Origin of the sequence: Allomesorhizobium camelthorni (assembly GCF_011045125.1) — a bacterium.
GTDB classification, from domain to species: Bacteria; Pseudomonadota; Alphaproteobacteria; order Rhizobiales; family Rhizobiaceae; genus Allomesorhizobium; species Allomesorhizobium camelthorni.
The window spans coordinates 236,583-256,321 of record NZ_JAAKZF010000003.1 but is presented as its reverse complement, the minus strand read 5'-3'; the positions used below and the strand labels follow the sequence as shown (position 1 = coordinate 256,321).

Here is a 19,739-nt window from a genome sequence, read left to right as displayed (position 1 = left end):
CGGCCGTCCCTGACTGCGAGCCTGCGCTGCGGATGGGGGCCGAGGTCAGATCCCAGTTACACGTTGCCCCCTGGCGGCTGCCCTCGCAGAAGATTTCGCTCAGAGGGCGCTCTGTTTCACAGTTCGGACAAAAACGGATCATTGCTTGCCTATATGGATCGCTGTGGACCGCAGGTCCTCGGTAGTGACTACGCCGTGACCCTGTTCTTCCATCAGGGCCGCTAGCTTCCGGAAGTCTCCGCGACCGGGAATGCCGGCCAACCAAACCGCCCCGACCTCATCGACCATGAGGTCGAACGACCTGTCTGATAACTCGGCAGGGCGGTCGTAGGCGGAGAATCTCCGCCGGCCGAGATCCGTGAGGAGATGGAGCCTCTGGTTGTCGCTTCCACGAAGCGCCAATGTCTGCGGTGCGTGCAACTCGAACGGATCTGAGATGAGCGCGTCGATCAAGCCGCTCGACCGGTCGACATGGTCCTCGATCGCTTCGAACGGATGGCCTGAGAACACGAGGATATCTGCGGATGATCGGAGCCGTAGTCTGGTAAGCAGGCCATGCAAAGCTTCAGGCTGGTCAAAAGGCTCGCCGCCAGAAATTGTGAACCCGTCGGCTTCGGTGATCCAGGGATCGATTGCCTCCAGAAGAGACTCGAGCGAGGTTTTCCCGCGCCTGTCGGACCAAGTGTCGGCGGAGATGCATCCGTGACAGCGGATGGAGCATCCCTGGAACCAGATCCCGATCCGCTGCCCCGGTCCGAGGGTAGTCACCGGATAGTGTAGGCGGGAAATTCCGACCACTGTCATGGAGTAGGGAGCTTCGGCGAGAGGACCAGTGTCGTGACCGCGCCTGGAAGGATATCTACGATCTCGAAAGCCCCGCTATCAGAGTCTCGGTCAAACAGGGCGCGAGAGAGCGGGTTCGTCAAGTGCGCCTCGATTTGGTTTCGGATGCCGCGGCCGCCATTGGTCAAGTCCGAAATACAGAGTTTCCGTAAAGTTTCGTTCGCTAGCTGGCTCAGGGTGATTTCGAATCCGATGCTACGTGCGTGTCCCAGTAGATTTCCGACGATATTGTCGAAAATGTCAGAAGCTACGTCATCCCGGATGAAGTCGAAAACTATCACGTTTTCCCCGATCCGGTTCAATATTTCAGGGCGGTTGAGCACCAGTTTGAAATGGTTTTCGATCTCCGATTTAACTTTGGCATCTACCGTTTCATGCCTGTCGGCGGGCGTCACATTCGCAACACGTTGCCCCGTGCCGTCGGTCGAGTAGATGCCAAGATTAGACGTAAAGAGTATGAGGGCTTCCGAAAAGTACACGCGGTCCCCACGCCCTGATGTCAGGACTCCGTCATCAAGTATCTGCAGGAACTTGTCGAGAATCCGGGGATGGGCCTTTTCTATCTCGTCAAAGAGCACAACACTGAATGGCTTCTCGCGGATTGCATTCGTCAGTTCGCCGCCAACGTCGTATCCGACGTAGCCAGGTGGCGCGCCAATCAGCCGTTGGTCGGCATGTTCGGCACTGAACTCCGACATGTCGAAACGAATGTAGGCAGTTTCGTCGCCAAACAGGAGACTGGTGACCGTCTTGGCAAGCTCAGTCTTTCCAACGCCAGTCGGTCCGGCGAGGAAAGCCACGCCTCTGGGATTGCCGCCCCGACCAGATCTGCCGATGCCGGTCACCGCCCGTTTGACGATGTCAAGCATGTGGGTGACCGCGTGTTCCTGGCCTTTCACACGTTGCCGGATGAATTCGCCAGCATCCCGGATTTTTCCGCGATCGATCTTTCGCCACGGGTCCTCCGTAACCCCGATCTTGAAACGACGGACCGCCTCCGCGATCTGGTCGAATTTCACGCCCTCGTTACGTCCCAATTGCGCTACGGCATTGAGGTCGGCGAGGAGAAGGCCCTCCGTGTGATTTGCGAATGCCTCTTCAGCTTTTGCGACAGCTTCCGGAGGTGCCTCTCTGCCTCCACTTAAATTGCGGAGCAGCGTTGCCGCGAGAATCCTACGCGTCGGATAGTCAGGCTTGGTAAGTGGGATATGGCGTATGCGCGGGTTTTCGACGAGGAACCAATCAGGCAGGTCGCCTTCCTTGTCTACGATCCAGATAACGGTATTGAATAAGGGACTGCGGCTTTCGCCGGCGGGACGCGTTCTTGCGGCATGGGCAGCTATGAGGGCCCGCGTAAACAACTGGTGCTCCGCGGGCGAAAGCGCCTCGTTCCGGTTAACGAGCCTTGATGCGTAGTCCACAATCATTGCAGTAGGAGGCCCGTCCAGCCGGACAAAACGTTCGATCGAAGCCCCAAGTAACTCAGCGCCGCCAATGGCCCCTTCCGAAGCGTTGATGCCCATGCGTTCGAGGACAGAACCAGTTTGCCTTGAGCCGTCGGCGTTCAAAATGCGGAAACCGGTTAAGGGTTCGAAGAGCAAGACCTCAGTATAGCCCGCTTCCCGCAGCTCGCTTTCTAGACAATGTGTGAGGGGGACTGGGGCCACCATTCCTTCGGCGACCTGATAAGCCTGCAGGTCCCTGACGTTACCAGACAGAACAAATTGGCTCTTCAGGGGGAGGAAGCGAAGCAGGTCTAGCAACCACCGCGATCTTGTGAATGACTTCTCTACCAACAAAACAACCTTATTTCTTCGTCGCGGAGGACGCGTTTGTCCCAACGATCGGAATCGAGGCGCGGTGACACCATTGCTGCCGGCGCATCATCATTGGCGAACTCGCCTTTGATGCCACGGATAATCGAGAATCTTGCACCAGATTATGTCCCAACACGAATCGTACCGTTTAGAGAAACCCGCCAACCAGCCCGGAATGTCGTCAAACTGCGGTACAGGTCTGTTTACCGCCATGCTGGCGCTCTCCAGCCCGCATCAAGCGCTTCCCGCTCTGAGCAGAACCACCTTTCTCCTTTTTCAAGACTGAGCTTGGTGCGACTGTACCAAGGACTCCACGGCGCATGGTAAATGTGACCGTTGTTTGAAATATTCCCTTTGATCGGGCAGCCGTTCGGAGACGTTTGCTCGGCGACCCTCCACTTGTCGGCTCGATAGTCCCAAGGAGTCTGAGTCACAGCCTGCCAAATTCTCAGCCTTGACGCCCGGGCTTCCGCCTCTTCATTGGCGTAGTCGAAGGAGTATTTCCGGAAGGCCCAAGCATGGCCATCTTTTACCAGCGTCCGGTTTATTTCAATCCCCTCGGAACTCCGGCAAACTGCAAGAAGGCGGTTATAACCGTCGTATTCGGTTCCGACGCACGTAATGTGCCCGGCGATCAGGTCGCCAAGGCCGTCCATCGCGGCGTCGCCGCAGTCCCAGCTCTTCCCAGATGCCGTAACGCACTTTTGTCCGGCCTCAGGAGCGTCGATACCGTGCAGTCGGATCGTCGTTCCGCCAATGCGGATCGTATCGCCGTCTATGACCTTGGCTATTCCCTTGACTTCAGCCGCCGAAGCGCTTGCTGATACAGCCACGAGCCAGACGGCTGCGCCGAGTTTGGGCAAGCATTTCATATGACTGGGCCATCGCTTCCGAACATCGAAGGATTAGATCGCTTAGACGCGACGCCCGGCGAAACGAGCCGCCGCAGTTCCGAAACAAACGGCCCCATTCGTCCTTCGACACTTACTTGGATCAGTTCGTTCAGACCGCTTTTGCTGGAGAAGTGCATTTCTTCGTAAGCGCACACGGGCAATTGCACATTGTTGCTGAAACGCCGATCGGGCCCGCCGTTCTTGTTCGGGTGCCGCCAGGTATGTCCGATGATCTTTGCGTCGGACGGGACACGGCCATCCTCGACGAACCTGATAGGATGCGCGTCCAATCCGAGGTCCGTGTATTCGACAGCCCCAACCTTTGAGCTGTCTACGACAAGAAGCCTGTCGGGGAAGAAATGGAGAACCTGCTTTCCCACCGGAATCGTGGGCACGTCGATGTTCGACTTCACCACCGGAGGACTTGATAACGAAAATTGGATGGCGCTTCGGTTCTGGATGCGCGTAGCCCCGGCGTTCCGTTTCCAGTTGTTGTCGTTTCCCTCAGCGGCCACATGCCAGATCGCGTTTGACCCGCGGAGCCGTTCGAAAGCGTCGACAAAGCCTTGGTATCGAACGAGGAGATCAGGTTCGAAATCATAGAATAGGACGACAGACCGCCGGATCTTATCTATGTACCTCGCTCCAATCACCGCGAATACGGCTACCACTGCCAACATCGTGGCAAGGTCTCTTAGCCCGGCGAAGAATGTTCCGGCCACGACCATTGCGCCAATGACCATAGCTACACTGCTAAGCGTGATCATCGAATGCTTGCTGTTGATCTCGGCCAATAGAGTGGCTGCCGATTCCGGCACCATATCGAGAACCGAACCGCTCTCGATTTCGTGCATCACTACGTTGCCATGTGGATCGGCAGGAATTGAAACGCCGCCTGATGGGGCCGCAGCGGGTCGAAGTGGTGGCTTCGGCGAGGATAGGGTGGAACGATAATAGAAACCGCCCATTCCGGCATGCACGTAATTGCCTCGCGGGCGGCCAGTCCCTATTCTTAATCCCGGGATCCCGACCGACGCTCCAATTCCTGATTTTGACAAATTGAATCGGAACGGTCCGACCGAGACCGATTTCCGGACAGAGAAGCCCATTGCCACACCCCCAAGTTCGCGCCCAATCAAGCACTAGTAGGGCATTTCCGCGGGAGCAATAACTATTTGCCTGCAACGGGCGATGCTTGCGAGCGTGCCACGTTCTACGTGCTAACTTTCAGTTGAGATGCTCCGGCGTCTCCAGCTTGCACGACCGCCGGCGATTGCGGATCAGAACTGGCTTCGAAGAGACGAGAAGATAAAAGTTCGAGTTTAGACCACGTCGCTCGAGGAAACTTGAAATGGCCGGCTGATACCCAAAGGGCTGCCCGTCCCGGGCGGGAACAGCAGCAGAGTGCCATTTGCAAAATTCACCTCGACGCCATGATCGAATCGGCGAATAGCAACGTGATCGGAACTGCTCGGTGAACCTAATGCTTAACAAACAGGAATTCGCAGTCGAAGACGCCAATGAGATGATGCAAATCCTGCAGAGATCGCGATGCATTGCCCGTTACGATCACATAAGCCATGAACTGCTGAGCGAGCTACTTGTTGCCATTGCGACAGGAGGGGAAGTCATCGGCGGCAACAATCTAGGGTCCGACGTTCGGTCTCGGTCCTATGGCCTGATCGAGGTCAAGTCGCGTATCCTGGGAACGGATGGTCCATACCCGCGAGTGTCCTTGAAACAACGAAATTTGGACAAGGCCTCATGGATTGCCGCAATCAGGTGGCATCGTGATTTCACATTGTATGATGCAATTATGCTCCCGAAGGACAGTGCCGTCCGCCTGTTTCAATTTCGGAAACAGGCCGGAGACCTCGCCCACATCAGTTGGAAGGACTGGTCGGCTGATCCTTATGCCAAGAGCATCAAGCAGATCTGCATGACCGCATTGAACGAACTCGCCTAAACTCGCGCTTTCCTATTTTCATCTCTTATTTCGCTGAGCGCCGACAGACTGCCCTCGCTGGCCACCTTCTTCAGCAGTCTCAGGCTGGCGATTGTAGCGGCATACTGATCAGAAGCGGGCGCTCTTGGTCCACAATGGGCGCTCCCAGCCCCGAAGTTGCGACGACTTAATCGGGTATTATCTCAAGGCCCGATCTGCTGCCGTTCGACTCGGGCGGCCGATCTCGCGGGCACCCGAGCTGCAATACCTGTTCCGTGCACTATTCAGCAGCTTCCTGCTCGCTTCATGGCAATCAGGTCGTCGATGCCTTCGTCGTACTCATAGGCAATTCCGTCCAGGGTAGTGCCACCTTCGTCTGGCGGCAGCGCGGCTGCCCCCCTCGCGTGGGCCTCACACGCGACGTACAGCAACCCCCGATCACGAAAGCTTCCCGGTGCACCACAGGTCTCACAACATCGATACGAGCGCGACTCTGCGATAGCCGCGGCCTTGTCGAGCGCGTGGAGAACCTCCGGGGTACTGGGCCCCATGGCCACAGCTTCGATTCTGAGACTCCCGTATTTCTCATAAACCGCATCGAGGCGCAGCCGCGCGTCCCCAGGCAAGGCTAGTGCTACGTCGTAAAGTAGCGATCAAGAACCAGCTCCCAGCCTATTCCGCATCGAAGCTCATGGTTGCCGGAATGAGGTGAGGGTACTTCGCCTTGAGGCGTACAAAACCTGTCATCCGTCTGCGTCTCCCGTGTGACCTCAATGTTCCGGCCGAATGCAGTAGCAAAGAGGAAGTGAAGGTTTCGTTCGTCCTCAGGGATGGCCAAACAGCTCAGCCTCCCGGATGCATAGGCACCGGTATCTATGGCGATCCGCCAGGCTCTCACGTCCGGAAAGTTATCCGACGTGGGGGTATGCCCGTGGACGATGACGTGAGACAGATGCCCGTCGTACCCAAGGAACCTTTCCCTGATCAGCATGAGGTCTTTTGGATCCTGGTCGTCGATTGGGCGGAGCGGATCTATGCCTGCGTGGACAAAGGCGAAGCGATCGTCGACGACAATCCTGCATGAATTCTCGAACGCCTCCAGATGCCGAGGATGGATTGTTCGAAAGCTTTCAGTGGCATGCCGGATGTTCCTCGCTGAAAGGAGCCCGTAGGATTCCATCGTCTGGTATCCACCAAGCCGCATCAGCCATTTCCCAAATCTGTCGTCGTCGACCAGATCGGCCGTCATGAAATCGAGGAAGTAGGAATCGTGATTGCCCCGGATCAGCCGTGAACGCGGCCATCGGGCCAGGGCGTCGCAGACGAGGTCCATAGCTTCCCGGCTGCTAGGGCCGCGGTCGATGATGTCGCCGAGGAATAGCACACGAGGTTCGACACGGGACGCAGATGCGTCGTCTTCGATCGCAAATAACAGTGGCTCCAGAAGGTCGGCACGTCCATGGATATCGCCGATAGCGTACGTGATATGAGGCAAGCGGTACGTCCTTTGTTGGATCAACGCTTACCGGCAGTCCGTTGGCGTTCTATTAAGCGGCGGGTCTACCCCAAGTGAACTCCCTATGTTCAACCATCGGAAATGTAGCTTGGGCAGTTGGTACAAAGTCCGACGGTGCCAAGACCAGCGGAGCTGCTGCCCGTCTATTAAACTATCGCGCCTGCCTTAAGTGTCCTGTCACGATATTTCGCGGCATGATTCGACAGCAGCAATCGAGGGCGTTAAATTCTGGCCGGGGGTGAGGGTGATGGTTCGGCAATCTTTGGCGCTGTTGGTTGCATTGGCCGCATGGATTGTCGTCACTGCGACTGCCCATGCCGGATTGAGCTATCAACCCGAGCAGACGCCTGACGGTCTCCGCTACGTGATGGTTCTCGGCGAGTTTTCCTACGACGACAATCTCGATGAGTTCGCATCCGTGGTGAGGTCGCACAATCCTTCGGTGGTTGGGTTCAATTCGCCCGGCGGAAATGTCATGAAGGCAATGGAGCTGGGTCGGCTCATCCGCTCATACAGGCTCAATACGCTACAACCTAAAGGACCGAATTGCGCTTCGGCTTGCGCCTTGGCTTTCCTTGGCGGAGTTATTCGCTGGTCAGAGCCGGGCGCGATTGGCGTCCACAAATCCTCCTTTAGCGGGAGCCACGCGATCGATACCCAGACGGCCGTTTCTGCTGTCCAACAGCTCACGGCCGATGTGATGACGTATATGATCGAAATGGGCGTTGATCCCGCCTTGCTTCAGCTTTCGCTGCAATATGACAGTGACGACATGCGCTACCTCTCGAACAGCGAGATGAAGCAGTACCGGGTCACAAACCAAGTGGATGTCGGCCAGCCGCAGGTTCCCCTGCCAACGCCAGCCCCTTCCGCCACGCCACAGCCCAACATCGCGGCTCTGCCTTCGCCTTCCATTCAGAGTGGGTCGCCGCTGTCGATCCCCGAGGCTCGCTCCGGCCGTATCAGGCACCCCAAAGGCGCGGCCCCGGTGAAGGCCTTGCCGGATGGAAAGGCGGCCAATGTGGTGAATCTCCGGAACGGAAGCCCGGTCGCCATTCTCGACAGCGCCGATCGCTGGTACCGTGTTCGGTCGAGCGACCAGATCGGCTACATGCACCACACCTGGGTTTTCGTTGACCAGTACGATAGTGGCCCCTTCGGCCAGCGCCATATCCAGATTAAGAGTTTCGACAATTTGCCCGAGGCGGAGTCTTACGTGCGCTCCGCGCCGATCCCGCTTGCGGCCCATCTAGCCACCAATGGTTGGTTCGCAATTACGTTGGAAGACACCTTCAACGAAGATGTGGCCGCCAACCTGGTGAAGACGCTGAAGGAGAAGGGCTCAATACCGGACGATGCTTTCATGACCTACGGCAACACCTATGTTCGCAAGGTCTGTTGTCGCTAGGTCTGGATACGTGTTGATCTGCACTTGCGCTCTGGGAGTTGCTCAACGTAGTCGCACAGCGCGGTTGTTTTCCGTGATATACTTTTAGTTGCGGAGAGAGTCGGTTGCCTCTCTGCGTAAATTGGGTGGCCAATGGCGACACATGATCCTTGGAAAGTGCTGGAAACGCTGCGCAATCATCTGACGCAGCCAGACGCGAATGTCGCGTTTCTGTTTGGCGCGGGAAGCTCTTGCGCAGTGCGCATTCCGGTCGTTGTCGAAGACTTGGGCACTCAGCCGGAGCAGACCGGCCAAGAGACAATCCCCAAGACGCGGTCGTTGATTCCAAATGTTGCCGAATTGACGAACATTTGCGTGAAAGAGATCCGAAAGCTGGATCCCGAGGGCGCAGATCCGCGGTTCGGAGCCGCCTACGATGCCATCGAAGTTGAGATCCGGCCAAAAGATCGGCCGTCAAACATCGAGGACATCCTGTCCTGCGTCCGACGGAAACTGTACGCTATCGGAGCCGGCGACACGCTCTCCGGGCTGACAGCCGCTGACCTCGCCCAACTTGAAAAGACGATCCGGAGCACGATTGCGGCCCAGGTGAATCCGGATCCCTCAAGCTTCCCTGAAAAGCTGCCGCATGAGGAATTTGTGCGCTGGATCGCGCGTATGCCGCGCGCGCACCCCGTCGAAATTTTCACCACGAATTACGACGTATTGATTGAAACTGCGCTCGAGGCAGAACGTGTTCCTGCTTTCGACGGTTTCGTGGGCTGCAACCGACCTTTCTTTTCTCACGACAGCCTGACGCGCCCGGAAAGTGCGCCGGGTCCAGCCTGGACCAGGCTTTGGAAAATCCACGGTTCTATCAACTGGCGGCTGGACACCGTAAGGGGCCGCCAACGGGTAGTGCGCACAGATCCGCACAACGAGGGGGAGATGATCCTCCCGTCGCACCACAAGTACGATGAATCTCGGAAGCAGCCGTATTCCGCGTTGCTCGACCGGCTCACCCGTGTCCTGGAGCGCGATGATGCAATCCTGTTCGTGTGTGGCTACAGCTTCTCTGACGAGCACATCAACGCGATCATCTTTGACGCGCTTGAGGCAAAGCGCCGCCCCCACGTCATCGCGCTGCAATATTCTGACCCTGAAGAGGATTCGGTGCTCGTGCAGCGGGCTGCTCGCTTCTTGAACCTCATGGCCTTGGGTCCCCGTGTCGCGCATATTGGCGGAAGCCCGGGCAAGTGGCGGCTGCAGGAGGTTCGGAGTGCGCCTCAGATCGAACAGGCTTTCCAACTGGACTCCACTGAAGAAGGAGAACAGCCAAGCGGGTCCGGAACGCTCCTGCTCGGCGACTTCGCTCGCTTCGCCGTGTTTCTCGGCGCACTGACCAGACCGGCATAACATGGCCAGCTCAGACCCAACTTACGTTGGCCAAGTCGCGTCCGTCGCAGGTGGCGTGGTGAGGGTTCGGCTCCGGCGTGATTTGCCCACTACACTCGTCTTGGTCGAAGGCGAGTCATATCGCGTGGGCCAGATTGGTGGATTTTTCAGGGTTCCGGTCGGTTATACCCAGCTTTACGCGGTGTGCTCCCAAGTGGGCGCGGACGCCGTGCCGCCTTCGACAGCTGCTGAACTCGCTGTCCTTGAAAGGGATCCTGCGAAGGACGAAGGACTTGCGGGTTATCGGTGGATGACGATCGTCCTGTTCGGCGAGTCGACCGGCGGACGTTTCGAGCGCGGCGTCGGCCAGTATCCGACGGTGGGCGACGAAGTTCATTTCGTAACTAGCGGGGATCTCTCGATCATTTACGGCCGGGCACCGTTTGCAGGCGGGCTGACAGTCGGGAACGTAGCGTCCACGAGCGGAATCCCGGCATCACTCGACCTGGATCGCTTTGTTAGCCGCCATTGTGCGATCGTCGGCTCTACGGGAGCGGGGAAGTCGAACCTGGTCTCTGTGATCCTGGAGGCGCTCGCGTCGGCGGAGTATCCCTCTGCCCGTGTCTTGGTCATCGACCCCCATGGCGAGTATGCGGGGGTGGCATCCGGGCGCTCGACCGTATTCCGCGTTACCCCCGGTGAAGGCGAGCAGCCGCTTGTGGTGCCTTTCTGGGCGCTTCCCTTCGACGAGCTGTTGTCGATCACCTTCGGTGGCATGTCTCCAACGAATGAAGCGGCTATCCGTGACATGGTCCAAGACATGAAGCGGGCGGCAGCCGTCCATCTTGAAAACCCGCCTCAGGCGGCGGCTGTCACGGCGGACAGTCCTGTGCCTTTCAGCATGCGACAATTGTGGTTCGACCTCGACGATTTTGAGCGTCGCACCTTCCGTACCGTAGGCGGCCAACGGGTCCCGACTCAGGTTGAACAGGCCGGTGATCCGCAGGCGCTAATTTCGAACGTCTACCCCATCCATGCACCAGGTGCGAAGGAGCCATTCAAAAACCCGTCCCCTCGCGGAATTTCGAAGCAGCTGGAACTTGCCCGCAGTCGCCTCACTGATGCGCGCTATGCCTTTCTGTTCGAGCCGAAAGGTGGGTACGCGCCAGATGTTGCCGGAAACGTAGACGCTGACATCGATGGCTTGGTCGCGTCTTGGGTTGGACATGACAAGCCGATCACGATTCTTGACGTCTCGGAGCTGCCGTCGGACGTCGCAAGCGACGTGGTTGGACTGCTCCTGAGGATCGTCTATGACACCCTCTTTTGGGCGGGCTCACTGGAAATCTCCGGCAAGGCGCAGCCTCTGCTGATCATTGTCGACGAGGCGCATCGCTTCCTACCTGAAGGTGGTGACAGCAGCTGCCATCGCATTCTCACTCGGGTTGCCAAAGAGGGCCGTAAGTACGGAGTCGGGCTAACGGTAGTTACACAACGTCCCAGCGAAATCGACGTCACGGTTCTAAGTCAGTGTGGAACAATGATCGCGCTGCGCACCACCAACCCGGGAGACAGGAGTCGCGTCGCAGCCGCTTTTCCGGACGACCTTGGCGGACTGGTAGACCTGTTGCCCTCGCTCAGAACCGGTGAAGGCCTGTTCGTAGGCGAGGCGATGTTTGTTCCCTCGCGCGTCCGCGTGCGCCTGACGCAGTCACCCGAAGGAGGCGCGGAGCCGAAGGTCTCCACACAATGGGAGACGGATCCTAGACCAGATGCGCAATTCTATGGGCAAGCTCTGCGGAATTGGCGGCAGCAGGTAAAGGAATAACCGATGGACCTAATTTACGTCGACTCGTCGACTGTCGATCAGATCGGGTACGACGAATACGAAGGGGAAGCGCATGTGATCTTCAAGACTGGCCGCCATTACATCTATTCCGAGGTTACCCAAGAAGTTTGGGAGCGGTTCCGAGACACTTCTTCGAAGGGCAGGTTCCTGAACGAGGAGTTCAAAGCCAAGGGATATCCCGTCAGGGAAACTTGACCATGTTCATCTGACAGCGTGCCCGTCCGAACGGAACCGTCACAGGATGAATAAACGAAGTCGGAATCGGCAGGAAATGGAAGCAGCTGGCGAGCGTTGCGCCGCAGGAGGAGGCCGTTTTCGAAGCGCGTGCTCAAAGGCTGGAAGCCGCCGCCAATGCCGCAGCGGGGAACCGATGCCCCTTGCGGAAGCGCTGAGAAGAATGCACGCGTTTGATGCGGCCGCGGACCAGGCGAAGCCAGTGCCGCTTACGCCGAAGGCGAATCGTTAATGAGGACCAGTAACTCTCACTGCCTCAGGAGCTAGTTCTACGGCAGGATTGGCCAAGAGTAGTCGGTTCGAAACCCGAAAGCCCCCAAAACGAGGGCTACCGCTGATGAATGTAGGCCGATCCTCGTCCCGAAGGAATGGAACAGAGTAGGGCCGCACGACTGCGACTTCACGGCGTGCTCGCAGCCGCGGGAGCGGGGCAGATCAGGATGCCGCCCGCGTCCCTGCCATACACCGGTGTCGAGCCAGTCTTCGTAGAAGAGCAGCCATTTGATCGTCCATGGGATGATCTTATCGACTATGTACTCGCCCGGGTTCCATTCGTCTTCCGCCGGATCCCAACTGCAAAGTGCCGGAAGCTCTGGCGGATGACCGAAGCTGTAGACATGCGGCGTTCGCTCGCCCGTTCCGCGCGGATCGGGCGCGATGAGGGGATCAATCACTTTCACCGTCACGTACGGGTGCCCTATCGTGACGTGCTCCCAATATCGGTATGGGAAGTAACGAATGCGCACCCGGTAGGCTTGGCAGATCGGCGTCAGATTTCCTTCCCAAACGCCCATCCACCACGTGTCGATGGTCATACGGAAGCTTGGGTTCGCTGCCCGCAGACGTTCGTCCTGCTCTTTGACCGAAAGCGACGCCAATTTCTTCAGTCGCCGAACGGGCTGCTCTTGGGAGTGGCGCGGGCGTAAGCTGGTACGGCGAGCGAACCAAGCGCAGGTACGCTACCTGTGGAAATGATATGGACGGCCATGTTGCTGTCGTTGTCGGCCACATGCCTGTCCATGAATTTGCGCACGGTGTCCTGAGCAGGCCTCTCTCCGAAGAGCCGCTCAAGCGTCTTCCGGATTTCGGACAGTGGCAACCCCCGCTGGAGACGCTCAAGGTCCACCGCCAGGTCGCGCAGCTCGTCGATGAAGACCCGCTGCGTCGAAAGGTTTTCTGGCCAACGGTCAGTCAGCTCGTCGTCGTCGCAGCGGGGGTTCCAGGCGCGGTAAGTACGCCCGGCGCGATCCGCGGTCTCCAAGGCCATGGTGAGGCATGCGACCTGGTGCTGCAGCTCCTCGGACAGTGTGGATGTGCAGTTCGCATTTGAAGCGACCGAATACGCGAGCAAGACAGATGGCGGAAGACGCAAGGCGGAATGCCTGGCGTCGTAGGCAAGGTTCCGCCAGCGCTTGATCAGCTGGAGCGCGATTACAGCACGCGACTTTCGGTAGGCAGGGGCCTGATCTGGCACAGGTTCAGCGTCGGCCTGTCCCCGGGCCTTCAGCATGCGCTCGTAGTCAAGGGACTGGTTCTCGAAGAAGCGACCGAAAGCTCCTTCCGGTGGGGTCATAGAGTTGAACCACTCGGCGAAGCCGAAGGGGTTGGCCAGCAGCCTGTCCTTCTCGTACCCCGACTGACGCTTTTTTGAATGATAGATGTGGCTAATGCGTTCGATAGTTCCCGACGTGCGGACGGCGGGCGTCACGTCCAGGTGCATGCCATCGTAGAGCACCGTCACGCAGCGCGTCTTTCGGTCCGTCTTGTCCCAGTAACGGGTGCCGGGCTCACCCTTGATCGCGTTGTGAAGAAGCGAAAGCACATCCTCAGGGTCGCTGCCCGGATGGACCGCAAGCTGAGCCATTGCGTCGATGTCGAAGTCAGCATTCTCGGCGTGTCTAGCTGTCGTGGAACCGATGGAAAATCCGCCTTGGGCATAGAACAGCTCCACTCGGCCCTTCAGCGGGCTTCCATCACGGTCCAGCCACTCGTGAATGGCATGGTAGTGGCTCTCGGCCAGCTTGTGATCGGTCGGCGTAGGTTGGATACGCACCGCGATTCCAGCGAGAAGCACGTCGAGCGGGGTGTAGCTGGCGATTTCGCGGAGGAACGGATCGGGGTAGTTCATCGGCTGGATTCTCCTATTTCGTGGTTGATATCCAAGGCCGCAAGGAATCCCCCCTTGATCCTATTCTGGTCGTAAATGCGCATCGGAAGGTGCGCCTTCGGCATCCAAACCCGCCCGACCTCCACAGCGGCTGATACCGGAATCGCAGGGAATACATGGACAATCTCGGCGTGGCCGTGGTGGTCCTTGATCGCCTCGAGAGCCCCGCGGAGGCGTTGCCGCCAAAGGCGAAGGTCATCCGGGGAGCGCATGATGTCATTGTGCGCGCCAGCTGCAGTTAGTGACCAGACCGAGACATCATCGCCGAGGACGGAGACGACGCGGCTGTCGTCTATCTAGCCGCTGAGTTCCAGCTTGAGCGCCACCGCCTTTCGAGAACGCTGCGGAATGCCATCATCGAGAGCGAGCCGACCTGGACTGCTGTCCCAAGACCATCCTTTGGGTTCGCGAAGAAGCTGGCGCACCTCGGCATCCGAGATGTCGGAGATCAGTCGTCCAAGCTCGACAAGCAGCGGAATCGGAGCCAGGCCGAACACTGCCAGCCTTCTGATGTCTCCCCGCTCAAGACGACCCCGGACCTTTTCGGCGAATTTTTGTCCAAGCAGTTTCCGGTGAAATTGCCAATAATTGGGATCATGGTCGGGAACGCCGAGGTCTGGCACGTCAAGGTCGATCCAGCCCCCGTCAGCGGGATACCGCTCGGGCAGCAGCGCCGTCTTGATGTGGTCGGCGGCAACAGGCGACTCATTCCTGCCAATGCCTGCGGCAAAGCGAATGACGTGGCAGGCACGGTCTGGATTGATCGCGGTGACGATCGCGATCCGCTGTTCATGGTCTTGTTTCATCGCTTGAAGACGCTCAACAGGATAGTCCCGCCACGTGGTGGTCCCATCAATCTCGCGATGGTGGGCATCGCACATGAGCATCAGATTGTTGGGATCCGTCGTCAGTCGGGGGGAATCAATCTCGTTGCCTCTGGGACCCGTCGGCGAGTCAGAGACGATGTGCGCGATGTACGCTGTGTTCAGCCTTGCATTGCCGGATACCAGGTCACCGATCAGCAACTTGTTACATCCACCGAACTGGCAGCGTCCGGCGGCCCGAGCCCAGACGACCGCCTTTACATTTCCCGGCAGAGTCGGTCGCCTTGCTCGGGCTGGTCCTCCAGCGGGCCGTGCGTCGTCGACCAGTTCATTCTTCATCGCCCAAGCCGCCATTCGCGGTCCCGTTTTGTTCACATGTGGAATTCCGGGCACCGAAGTGCCCGGAATTTTGCCTGTTATGCTGGCTTCGCCAGCTTGAGGCGGACTGTTGCGTCCCGTTGAGGCGATCTTTGGGTCGTTTAGGTCAAACTATGAGCCCAGTGACAGCCAGCCACCGAGGCATCGCCGATCGGGAAGAAACCCGGGCACCGAAGTGCCTGGATTTCTAAGGTTTTTCCCAACTCAAGATGTTGGGACATCGGATGCCTGCGTTTGCGAACATTTCAGGCTGCAGGAGGACAAACCTGGTTCGCCTTCGTATCCAGTTCACGATTTTCCAGTTTCCGTCGTTGTTCCGCAGACCGCGCATTCCTTGCAAGTGCCTGTTTTCATTACGCGCAGGACGGAACTTTGGCTCCTAAGTACAGAACTTTGGGTCTCCCACCAGCTGGTTTACACTCCTCAACTACACCCTGACGTCGCCCCACAAGTGTCGCATTTCTCACAAGTCCCATTCCGCACCATCGTGAAATTGTGGCACTCGGAGCATTCGTTGCCGGTGTAGCCCTGCATCAGCGATTGCTGGCGGCGCTGGGAGGCGAGTTTTTTCGCCTCGGCGGCGGCTTCGGCGGCCTCGTCGGTGAACAGGGCCGAGGCGGAGGCTTCGTCCTCCAGCGCTTCCTGCGTCAGTTCGCGCGCGCGCTCCTCATAGTCGCGCTTGAAGGCCGTCGCCCCTTCGGTGACCAGAGTTGGTTTGGCCGCCAGGCCGGCATTGGCCGAGGCCGAGGACAGCGCCCGCACATTGGAGCCGGAGAAGGCGACCGGGGCCGAGCGCGCCGGCTGCCCGGTTCCCGAACCGGCCTGGCCGCCGGCAAAACCCTTCGGGTCGGGACCCGAAACGCCCTGGCCGGAGACGACCTTGAGCGGCGAGGCTCCGCGGGTCAGGCCCTTGGAGAAGGGCAGGGCCCGGCCTTCCGAAATGCCGCGTCCGAGCGCCGTCTTGTCGAAATCGGACTGGTCGACATGGGCGAGATCGTGGCGGTCGAGGTAGGACACGGCGAGCTCGCGGAACACATAGTCGAGGATCGACGTGGCGTTCTTGATCGCGTCATTGCCCTGGACTATGCCGGCCGGCTCGAACTTGGTGAAGGTGAAGGCGTCGACATATTCGTCGAGCGGCACGCCGTACTGCAGGCCGATCGAGATGGCGATGGCGAAATTGTTCATCATCGCCCGGAAGGCGGCACCCTCCTTGTGCATGTCGATGAAGATCTCGCCGAGGCGGCCGTCGTCGAACTCGCCGGTGCGCAGGTAGACCTTGTGGCCGCCGATCACCGCCTTCTGGGTGTAGCCCTTGCGGCGGTTCGGCAGTTTCTCGCGGTCGCGGTAGAGGCGCTCGACCACGCGCTCGACGATCTTTTCGGTGACCTGCGCGGCGCGCGCGGCGGCGGGGGCGGCGATCAGCGCCTCGACCGCATCATCCTCATCCTCCTCGTCATCGGCGATCAGCGAGGCGTTGAGCGGCTGCGAGAGCTTCGAGCCGTCGCGGTAGAGCGCGTTGGCCTTCAGCGCCAGCTTCCACGACAGCATGTAGGCGTTCTTGCAATCCTCGACCGTCGCCTCGTTGGGCATGTTGATGGTTTTCGAGATCGCGCCGGAGATGAAGGGCTGGGCCGCGGCCATCATCTTGATGTGGCTCTCGACCGAGAGATAGCGCTTGCCGATCTTGCCGCAGGGATTGGCGCAGTCGAACACCGGCAGATGCTCGTCCTTCAGGAAGGGCGCGCCCTCCAGGGTCATCGCGCCGCAAATGTGGATGTTGGCGGCCTCGATCTCCTTGCGCGAGAAGCCGATGGCAGGAAGAATCTCGAAGGAGAAATCGTTGAGCTGCTCGTCGGTGAACCCAAAAGTCTCCTTCACCCAGTCGGCGCCGAGCGTCCACTGGTTGAAGACGAATTTGATGTCGAAGGCCTGGCCGAGCGCGGCGTTGACGGCGGCGATCTTCTCGTCGGTGAAGCCTTTTGCCTTGAGCGAGCCGGGATTGATGCCGGGGGCCTGGTTGAGATTGCCGTGGCCGACCGCATAAGCTTCGATCTCGGCGATCTGCGCTTCGGTGTAGCCCAGCGTGCGCAAGGCTTCGGGTACGGCGCGATTGATGATCTTGAAGTAGCCGCCGCCAGCGAGCTTCTTGAACTTCACCAGCGCGAAGTCGGGCTCGATGCCGGTGGTGTCGCAATCCATGACCAGGCCGATCGTGCCGGTCGGCGCAATCACGGTCGCCTGCGCGTTGCGGTAGCCGTGCTCCTCGCCGAGTTCGATGGCGCGGTCCCAGGCGGCGCGGGCGTGGCTGATGAGCTCGGCCTGCGGGCAGTCGGAAGCGACCAGCGGCACCGGATTGACCGACAGCTTTTCATAGCCGTCGCGGTCGCCATAGGCGGCGCGGCGGTGGTTGCGCATGACGCGCAGCATGTTGGTCGCGTTGCGATCGTAATCCGGGAATGCGCCGAGCTCCGACGCCATTTCGGCGGAGGTGGCATAGGCGATTCCGGTCATGATGGCGGTGAGCGCGCCGCCGATGGCCCGGCCCTCGGCCGAATCATAGGGAATGCCGGAGGTCATCAGCAGGCCGCCAATATTGGCGTAGCCGAGACCCAGCGTGCGGTATTCGTAGGAGAGCTTGGCAATCTCCTTGGACGGAAACTGCGCCATCATGACCGAGATTTCGAGCACGATGGTCCAGAGCCGCACCGTGTGCTCGTAGGCGGCGATGTCGATATTGCCGTCGGCATTGCGGTAGGGCAGCAGGTTGATCGAGGCGAGATTGCAGGCCGTGTCGTCGAGGAACATGTATTCCGAGCACGGGTTGGACGCGCGGATCGCGCCGGCAGACGCGCAGGTGTGCCAATCGTTCATCGTGGTGTTGAAGTGCAGGCCAGGATCGGCGGACGCCCAGGCGGCGTGACCGATCTTTTCCCAGAGATCGCGCGCCTTCAGCGTCTTCATGACCTTTCCGTCCTTGCGGGCGGTCAGGTTCCAGTCGCCGTCGTTTTCGACCGCGCGCAGGAAATCGTCCTTCAGTGAGACGGAATTGTTGGAGTTCTGGCCCGAAACCGTGAGGTAGGCCTCCGAATCCCAATCGGTGTCGTAGGTCTTGAAGTCGATCGAGGTGTAGCCCTGCTTGGCGAACTGGATGACACGCTTGACGTAGTTCTCCGGCACCGAATTCTTCTTCGCCGCCTTGATCTCGCGCTTCAGCGCCGGGTTCTTCAGCGGGTCGAAGCAGTCGCCATTGTCGGCCTCGCAATTGATGCAGGCCGCCATGATGCGGGCGAGGTGCTGCTTGACGATCTTCGAGCCGGTGACCAGCGAGGCGACCTTCTGTTCCTCGTTGACCTTCCAGTCGATATACGCCTCGATGTCGGGGTGGTCGGCATCGACCACCACCATCTTGGCGGCGCGGCGCGTGGTGCCGCCCGACTTGATCGCGCCGGCGGCGCGGTCGCCGATCTTGAGGAAACTCATCAGGCCGGAGGAGCGGCCGCCGCCGGAGAGCTTTTCGCCTTCGCCGCGAAGGTACGAAAAATTCGAGCCGGTGCCGGAGCCGTATTTGAACAGGCGCGCCTCGCGCACCCACAGATCCATGATGCCGCCTTCGTTGACGAGATCGTCGGCGACCGACTGGATGAAGCAGGCATGCGGCTGCGGGTGCTCGTAGGCGGATTTCGACTTGGTGAGCTTGCCGGTGAACGGGTCGACGTAGAAATGGCCCTGGCCGGGGCCGTCAATGCCATAGGCCCAGTGCAAGCCGGTGTTGAACCACTGCGGCGAATTCGGAGCGACACGCTGGGTGGCGAGCATGTAGGACAGTTCGTCCTTGAAGGCGCGGGCGTCTTCCTCGGAAGCGAAATAGCCGCCCTTCCAGCCCCAATAGGTCCAGGTGCCGGCGAGGCGGTCGAAAACCTGGCGGGCGTCGGTCTCGGAGCCGTAGCGTTCCTTCTCGGGCAGTTCGGCGAGGGCTGCCTCGTCGGGCACGGAGCGCCACAGGAAGGAGGGCACGCCGGTCTCCTCGACCTTCTTCAGGCGCGCCGGCACGCCGGCCTTGCGGAAATATTTCTGGGCGAGGATGTCGGCGGCGACCTGGGAGAACTGCGCCGGCACGTCGATATTGTCGAGGCGGAAGACGACCGAGCCGTCCGGGTTCCTGATCTCGGAGAGCGCCTTGCGGAATTCGATCTCCGCATAAGCCGATTGCCCTTGTCTGGTGAAACGCCGCTCGATGCGCATTGGTCTGCCCTTCAGTCCCTATATATAGCACCTATCCACCGGATACCCTCGTGATATCCGCATGAAGGTGCGTGTCCTTCAAATGCCGGCCTTTGTCCGGGCCGGCGTCCCCCAACTCTTCAATCTCCGCCGCAACCGCTTTCCCGCCGATTCCGGCGGCCGGCGGTTCCCCTCCGGCGAAAACCGCAGCGCTTTCTTCGATGCCTGATCGTGAGTCTCCCAATTGGGAAGCTTCACTCTATCTGG

At 59.3% G+C, this 19,739-nt stretch carries 14 protein-coding genes and 2 pseudogenes; 6 read left to right on the top strand and 10 right to left on the bottom strand.

The genetic code is table 11. The features are described 5' to 3' along the window. Positions 1-138: 138 nt before the first annotated feature. The 5 genes and pseudogenes from G6N73_RS05280 to G6N73_RS38510 all read right to left on the bottom strand — a co-directional run. Positions 139-804 carry a 4Fe-4S single cluster domain-containing protein gene (locus G6N73_RS05280; RefSeq protein WP_165024274.1) on the bottom strand — a complete coding sequence of 222 codons (666 nt, stop codon included), beginning with the start codon at positions 802-804 and terminating at the stop codon, positions 139-141. Continuing rightward, positions 801-2,606 (bottom strand): AAA family ATPase, encoded by a 1,806-nt coding sequence (locus G6N73_RS05275; RefSeq protein ID WP_246251626.1) that lies wholly within the window; start codon positions 2,604-2,606, stop codon positions 801-803. Before G6N73_RS05275 ends, G6N73_RS05280 begins: the two co-directional genes overlap by 4 nt. 257 nt (positions 2,607-2,863) lie before the next feature. Then, on the bottom strand, positions 2,864-3,523 hold the full coding sequence (locus G6N73_RS05270; protein ID WP_246251624.1) for a thermonuclease family protein: 660 nt from the start codon (positions 3,521-3,523) through the stop codon (positions 2,864-2,866). Between the two features lie 5 nt (positions 3,524-3,528). Continuing rightward, positions 3,529-4,407, bottom strand: a complete 879-nt coding sequence (locus tag G6N73_RS05265) for a hypothetical protein (protein WP_246251622.1) — start codon at positions 4,405-4,407, stop codon at positions 3,529-3,531. A 105-nt stretch (positions 4,408-4,512) separates the two neighbouring features. Beyond that, a pseudogene (locus tag G6N73_RS38510) lies at positions 4,513-4,662 on the bottom strand (DUF4236 domain-containing protein); the annotation flags it as partial. A 374-nt stretch (positions 4,663-5,036) separates the two neighbouring features. Here G6N73_RS38510 and G6N73_RS05260 point away from each other — a divergent pair. Next, complete coding sequence (locus G6N73_RS05260; protein ID WP_165024264.1) at positions 5,037-5,519, top strand: hypothetical protein; 483 nt, start codon at positions 5,037-5,039, stop codon at positions 5,517-5,519. Positions 5,520-6,132: 613 nt separating this feature from the next. Here G6N73_RS05260 and G6N73_RS05255 read toward each other — a convergent pair. Continuing rightward, positions 6,133-6,993 (bottom strand): metallophosphoesterase, encoded by an 861-nt coding sequence (locus tag G6N73_RS05255; protein ID WP_165024261.1) that lies wholly within the window; start codon positions 6,991-6,993, stop codon positions 6,133-6,135. A 268-nt stretch (positions 6,994-7,261) separates the two neighbouring features. On the opposite strand from G6N73_RS05255, the gene G6N73_RS05250 reads away from it, so the two are divergent. From G6N73_RS05250 to G6N73_RS05235, 4 genes are all read left to right on the top strand, one after another. After that, a complete protein-coding gene (locus G6N73_RS05250; protein ID WP_165024259.1) occupies positions 7,262-8,422 on the top strand; it encodes a hypothetical protein in 1,161 nt (386 codons plus the stop codon). A 132-nt stretch (positions 8,423-8,554) separates the two neighbouring features. After that, positions 8,555-9,817 carry an SIR2 family NAD-dependent protein deacylase gene (locus G6N73_RS05245; protein WP_165024256.1) on the top strand — a complete coding sequence of 421 codons (1,263 nt, stop codon included), beginning with the start codon at positions 8,555-8,557 and terminating at the stop codon, positions 9,815-9,817. A gap of 124 nt (positions 9,818-9,941) precedes the next feature. Continuing rightward, complete coding sequence (locus tag G6N73_RS05240) at positions 9,942-11,624, top strand: helicase HerA-like domain-containing protein (RefSeq protein ID WP_206078662.1); 1,683 nt, start codon at positions 9,942-9,944, stop codon at positions 11,622-11,624. Positions 11,625-11,627: 3 nt separating this feature from the next. After that, positions 11,628-11,840, top strand: a complete 213-nt coding sequence (locus G6N73_RS05235) for a KTSC domain-containing protein (RefSeq protein ID WP_165024250.1) — start codon at positions 11,628-11,630, stop codon at positions 11,838-11,840. 308 nt (positions 11,841-12,148) lie between these two features. Here G6N73_RS05235 and G6N73_RS05230 read toward each other — a convergent pair whose 3' ends face one another. The 4 genes and pseudogenes from G6N73_RS05230 to G6N73_RS05215 form a co-directional block, all read right to left on the bottom strand. Continuing rightward, complete coding sequence (locus G6N73_RS05230; protein ID WP_165024248.1) at positions 12,149-12,757, bottom strand: type II CBASS E2 protein; 609 nt, start codon at positions 12,755-12,757, stop codon at positions 12,149-12,151. 5 nt (positions 12,758-12,762) lie between these two features. Beyond that, positions 12,763-14,007: a nucleotidyltransferase domain-containing protein gene (locus G6N73_RS05225; protein WP_165024246.1), complete on the bottom strand. Its 1,245-nt coding sequence runs from the start codon at positions 14,005-14,007 to the stop codon at positions 12,763-12,765. Then, positions 14,004-14,852, bottom strand: a pseudogene (locus tag G6N73_RS05220) (SAVED domain-containing protein). Before G6N73_RS05220 ends, G6N73_RS05225 begins: the two are co-directional and overlap by 4 nt. Positions 14,853-15,671: 819 nt before the next feature. Next, positions 15,672-19,493, bottom strand: coding sequence for a vitamin B12-dependent ribonucleotide reductase (locus tag G6N73_RS05215; protein WP_165024244.1), 3,822 nt, complete (start codon positions 19,491-19,493; stop codon positions 15,672-15,674). Positions 19,494-19,554: 61 nt separating this feature from the next. On the opposite strand from G6N73_RS05215, the gene G6N73_RS05210 reads away from it, so the two are divergent. Next, positions 19,555-19,701, top strand: coding sequence for a hypothetical protein (locus G6N73_RS05210; protein ID WP_165024241.1), 147 nt, complete (start codon positions 19,555-19,557; stop codon positions 19,699-19,701). Positions 19,702-19,739: the final 38 nt, after the last annotated feature.